Origin of the sequence: Promicromonospora kroppenstedtii DSM 19349 (genome assembly GCF_000515355.1) — a bacterium.
GTDB classification, from domain to species: domain Bacteria; phylum Actinomycetota; class Actinomycetes; order Actinomycetales; family Cellulomonadaceae; genus Promicromonospora; species Promicromonospora kroppenstedtii.
The window spans coordinates 2,041-6,218 of sequence record NZ_KI911686.1 but is presented as its reverse complement, the minus strand read 5'-3'; the positions used below and the strand labels follow the sequence as shown (position 1 = coordinate 6,218).

Annotated in this window: 4 protein-coding genes; all 4 read right to left on the bottom strand. The window is 73.6% G+C overall.

From position 1 onward, the window contains the following. A partial coding sequence (locus PROKR_RS14620; RefSeq protein WP_169736438.1) for a Coenzyme F420 hydrogenase/dehydrogenase, beta subunit C-terminal domain occupies positions 1-1,110 on the bottom strand: 1,110 nt, incomplete at its 3' end. A gap of 56 nt (positions 1,111-1,166) precedes the next feature. Next, complete coding sequence (locus tag PROKR_RS14615; RefSeq protein WP_051433009.1) at positions 1,167-2,180, bottom strand: glycosyltransferase; 1,014 nt, start codon at positions 2,178-2,180, stop codon at positions 1,167-1,169. A 2-nt stretch (positions 2,181-2,182) separates the two neighbouring features. Beyond that, positions 2,183-3,793 carry a tyrosine-protein kinase domain-containing protein gene (locus tag PROKR_RS14610; RefSeq protein WP_051433008.1) on the bottom strand — a complete coding sequence of 537 codons (1,611 nt, stop codon included), beginning with the start codon at positions 3,791-3,793 and terminating at the stop codon, positions 2,183-2,185. A 28-nt stretch (positions 3,794-3,821) separates the two neighbouring features. Next, a partial coding sequence (locus tag PROKR_RS14605; protein ID WP_036964394.1) for a hypothetical protein occupies positions 3,822-4,178 on the bottom strand: 357 nt, incomplete at its 5' end.

The window sequence follows — 4,178 nt, the reverse complement described above, 5'->3', positions numbered from 1 at the left end:
CACCCACTGCCCCGCGGCGACGTCGTCGGCCAGGCGGACGGCGAGGCCGTCGCGCCGGTGCCGGTAGTTGCCGGCCTGCGCGCGGACCAGGTCGTCCACCGTGACCGGCTCCAGGTGCACGCTCCCGTCCGCGACGCCGGACCGCAGCACACGCTCGGCGGCCTCGGTCCGGGTGACGACGACGTTCGTGCCCCGCGGGTCCGCCTCGTACCGGGGCAGCCACGCGTCGCCGAACACGACATCGGCCGACTCGGCGTACACGTCGTCGCAGAAGTTGCAGGCGTTGAGCTGGAACGACGCGTGCCCCCACTGCCCCCCGACCAGTCGACCAGGCAGCTCGGAGACCGGCGTCGCGCCCGTGCCCCAGGCGCCGAACCGGTAGCGTCTCGCGCTCGCGCCCGGGTCCTTGATCCGGAAGTCCACCCGCGCCAGGTCGTCCGGCGCGATGCCCTGCTGCCAGGCCAGCGACTCGGCGAAGCCCGAGGCCTTCATGTGCCCGCAGACGATGCCCACGAGGTACCGGAGCTGGCCGGCGAGCACATCGTCCTCCCGCATGAGGAGCCGCACCGCCTGGACGAAGCACGGGACGCCCACCAGGGCGTATCTGCGGCCGTCGCCGCGCAGGGCGGCCAGTACCGTCGCGAGGGTGGTCGAGTAGTAGGCAGACTTGCGGCTGCCGAGCAGCTCGGCGGACGTCTCGGCGACCCGGTACTCGAAGAGCCGGGGCCCGTCCGGCGTCGGCCCCACGTGCACGACGGCGTCGACCTCGCCGGTGTCGAGCAGCCGGGCGAGGAACCAGCTCGTCAGGCCGCCCGAGCTGCTCCGGTACACGTCGGCGTCGTCGGTGAGGCGTCCGGCCCAGGTACCGCCGTGCACCCCGACCCGGCCGTCGCGGGGCAGGTGCTCGTCGAACGTCTCGGCGGCCACCTGGTCCTCGTCCGGCGACTCGTCCGCGAACGGGCACACGCGCGACGCCGCAGCGAGCAGCTCCGGCGCGACGCCGCTCGCGTCCGCCTCGTAGTACCCGCGCCGGCCGATCTCCACGGGTATCGCGCCGCCGGTGCGGACTGAGCAGGCGCCGCAACCCACGCACATCCGCCGGTCGATCACGTGCCGGATCGTCGGCACCGGGGACGTCGGAGGTGTCGGTGCGGGTACGGGCGCCGTCACGACGACCGCCCGAGGGCCGTGAGGTAGGCCGCGCGGTGCCGCCGGCCCACCAGGTCCCAGTCCCGGTCCGTGAGGTCCGGGGCGGCCGTATGCCGCCCGGACCGGATCGCCGAGACGGCCCGCTCGACGTCGGCACCGGCCAGCGCCCCGTCGTAGAGGTGCACCCAGCCGGCACCCACCTCCTGGCACAGCGCCTCGGAGGAGTCGCTCCGCGGCATGAGCACCGGCCGGTCCAGCGACAGGGCCAGCAGCGCCACCCCGGAGTTGTGGAACGTGGTGTACGCCAGGACCACCAGCTCGGCCGCGCGCACCTCACGCACCAGGTCGGCGTCGTCGACGAACTCGAGCCGATGGGTCACCCGCGGGTCGGTCTCCGCCGCGCGCCGCACGACCCCGGCGATGGCCGCGTCGAGCGGGTTGCCGACGATCCGCAGGCTGAGGTCCGGGTCGGGCAGGGCGGAGAAGACGTCGAGCAGGTGCTCCGTCCCCTTGTAGGGCCGGATGCGGCCCACCTGCAGCAGCCGTCCCGGCCGGCTCACCCACGCCGGGTCCACGTGGAACCGGCCCCTGAAGTGACCGTGCGGGATCTCGACAGACCGGGCGCCCGGGGGCACCCGCGTCGCCGGGTTGAGCACGACCCGCAGCGCGGTGCGCCGGTCGATCGCGGCGAGCACGCGCCGCTCGCCGCGCCCGCCGGGCTCGTGCGGCTCCTCGTTGTGCACGGTGCGGACCAGCGGCGTGCCACGCACGGCGAGCCGGAGGAGCACCGCCCGCATGAGCAGACGCTTGACCAGGGTGCCGGCCACCGTCCGGTGCCGAACCAGCGACTCCGGCCAGTGCACGTGCAGCACGTCGTACGAGCCGAGCAGTGCCCGGGGCCACGAGAAGAACAGCGTCTCGATGCCGGCCCTGGCCCCGCCCTGATGGACCTGGTCCACGTACCGGAGATTGCCGCCCGTCCGGTCCCCGGCGGTGTGCAGCACCCGTACGGGCACCATCGTCGTCGGCACGGTCAGGCCTCCCTGCTCGCGCGGGAGCCCCGGTCCTCCGGGTGCACCGGCCCGAACGGGTGCTGCACCGGCAGGCGGCGACCGCCGCCGACGACGACCGGCACCGTCTCGCCCGGCACCGCGTCGCCCGGTACCTTCTCCCCGGGCACCGGTTCGCCCGCCACGACGTCATCGGGGCCGCCCAGCGCCCCCTTGCCCCGCCAGTGCCGCGGCATCTCGCTCGTCCGGGGCGCCTGCTTCCGGTCGTGCTCGGCATCGAGCGCCCCGTACGCGTAGTAGCCGCCGTAGCCGTAGCCGGCGCCCTCGGCGGGGGCGAGCCGGTTGACCACCACCCCGAGCACCTTGGCCCCCACCGTGTCGAGGGCCGCGAGCGCCTCGGTGAGCTGTGGCCGGTGCGTGATCCCGGCGCCGACCACCACCACGGCGCCGCCGGTCATCTTGGCCAGGATCGCGCCGTCGGTGACGGGCAGCAGCGGAGCGGTGTCCACGAGCACCACGTCGTACGCCTCGCCGACCTCGGCGAGCAGCGCGGACATGTGGGTCGAGCCCAGCAGTTCGCTCGGGTTGGGCGGCACCTGGCCCGACGGCAGCACGGAGAGGTTCTCCGGCCCCCACGGCTGGACCGCATCCGCATGGCGCACCCGGCCGATCAGCACGGTCGTGAGCCCGACGCTCCCCTCCAGCCCGAGGTAGCGCGAGACGGAGGGCCGCCGCAGGTCGGCGTCGACCAGGAGGACGCGGGCGCCGGCGTCCGCCAGGGTGATCGCCAGGTTGATGCTGGTGGTGGACTTCCCCTCGCCCGGCAGGGCCGACGTGATCACGAAGACGCGTGGCGCGCCCGCCACCTCCAGGAACTGAAGGTTGGTGCGCAGCCGCCGGTACGCCTCGGCACGAGGCGTGTGCGGGCTCTCCTGGACGATGAGCGGCCGGTCGGCCACCGCCTCGTCGAAGGTGATGGCCCCGATGAGCGAGGCGTCGGTGAGCTTCTGGACGTCGGCCTGGGTGCGGATCCTGGTGTCGAGCCGCTCCCGGAGGACGGCGAGGCCCACACCCAGGAACGCTCCCAGGAAGAGCCCGATCGCGAGGAACACCGTCGCGTTCGGTGACACGGGCCGGGTCGGCACGGCGGCGTCGCGCACGGTGCTGATCGTGACGGACGCCGCGGCCTCGCCGGCGGACCGCTCCAGCTCCGGCACGACCACGGACAGGCTGTGCGCGATCTCGTCCGCGGTCCGGGCGGCGAGGTCGGGCGACTCGTCGCTGACGGTGATCGTGATCAGCACGGTCTCGGAGGGCTGCTCGGCCTCCACCCGCGCGGCGAGCGACGTGACGGTGTCGTCCAGGCCGAGGGTCTCGATCACGGGCTCCAGCACACGCGGACTGGTGATGAGCTCCGCGTACGACTTCACCTTGCCCACGGTGAAGTTGTTGCCGTCGATCATCTCGTTGAGCGAGGCCCCGCCGCCGGCGGCCACGTACACCTGGGACGACGCGCGGTAGACCGGCGTGGTCGTGAGGAGGAGCAGGACGGCGGCAACCGTGGTGGCGACGGTCGTCGCCACCACCGTGCCCCAGTGCTTGCGCAGTACGGAGAGATATTCGTTCAGTTCCAAGGGATTCCTCGTCAGTCGTGGGCCGGGTTCATCTGCCACGCGCCAGCCGGGCGCGTGCGAAGGACCAGCCGCTCCGGATGAACTGCGCCGGGTCGACGGCGGCGGCGCGGGCGAGGCTGCTCACGGCAGTCGCCGGCTCTCCCGCCACCTGGGCGTGCCGGGCCCGGTACAGGAACTCCTCGCACCGGACGCCTCGTGCGGTGAGGCTGTGGTCCGGGATGCCGAACCACGCCCCGTAGTACTTCCTGATCCGCTGCTTGGACTCGAGCACACGGAGTGCGGACGTGGTCGACTTGCCGCCGTACATCCGGTACCGGAGCGCCGCCTCCGGGTGCCGGACCAGCGTGCCGGTGGCGGCCAGCCGCAGGAACAGCTCGAAGTCCTC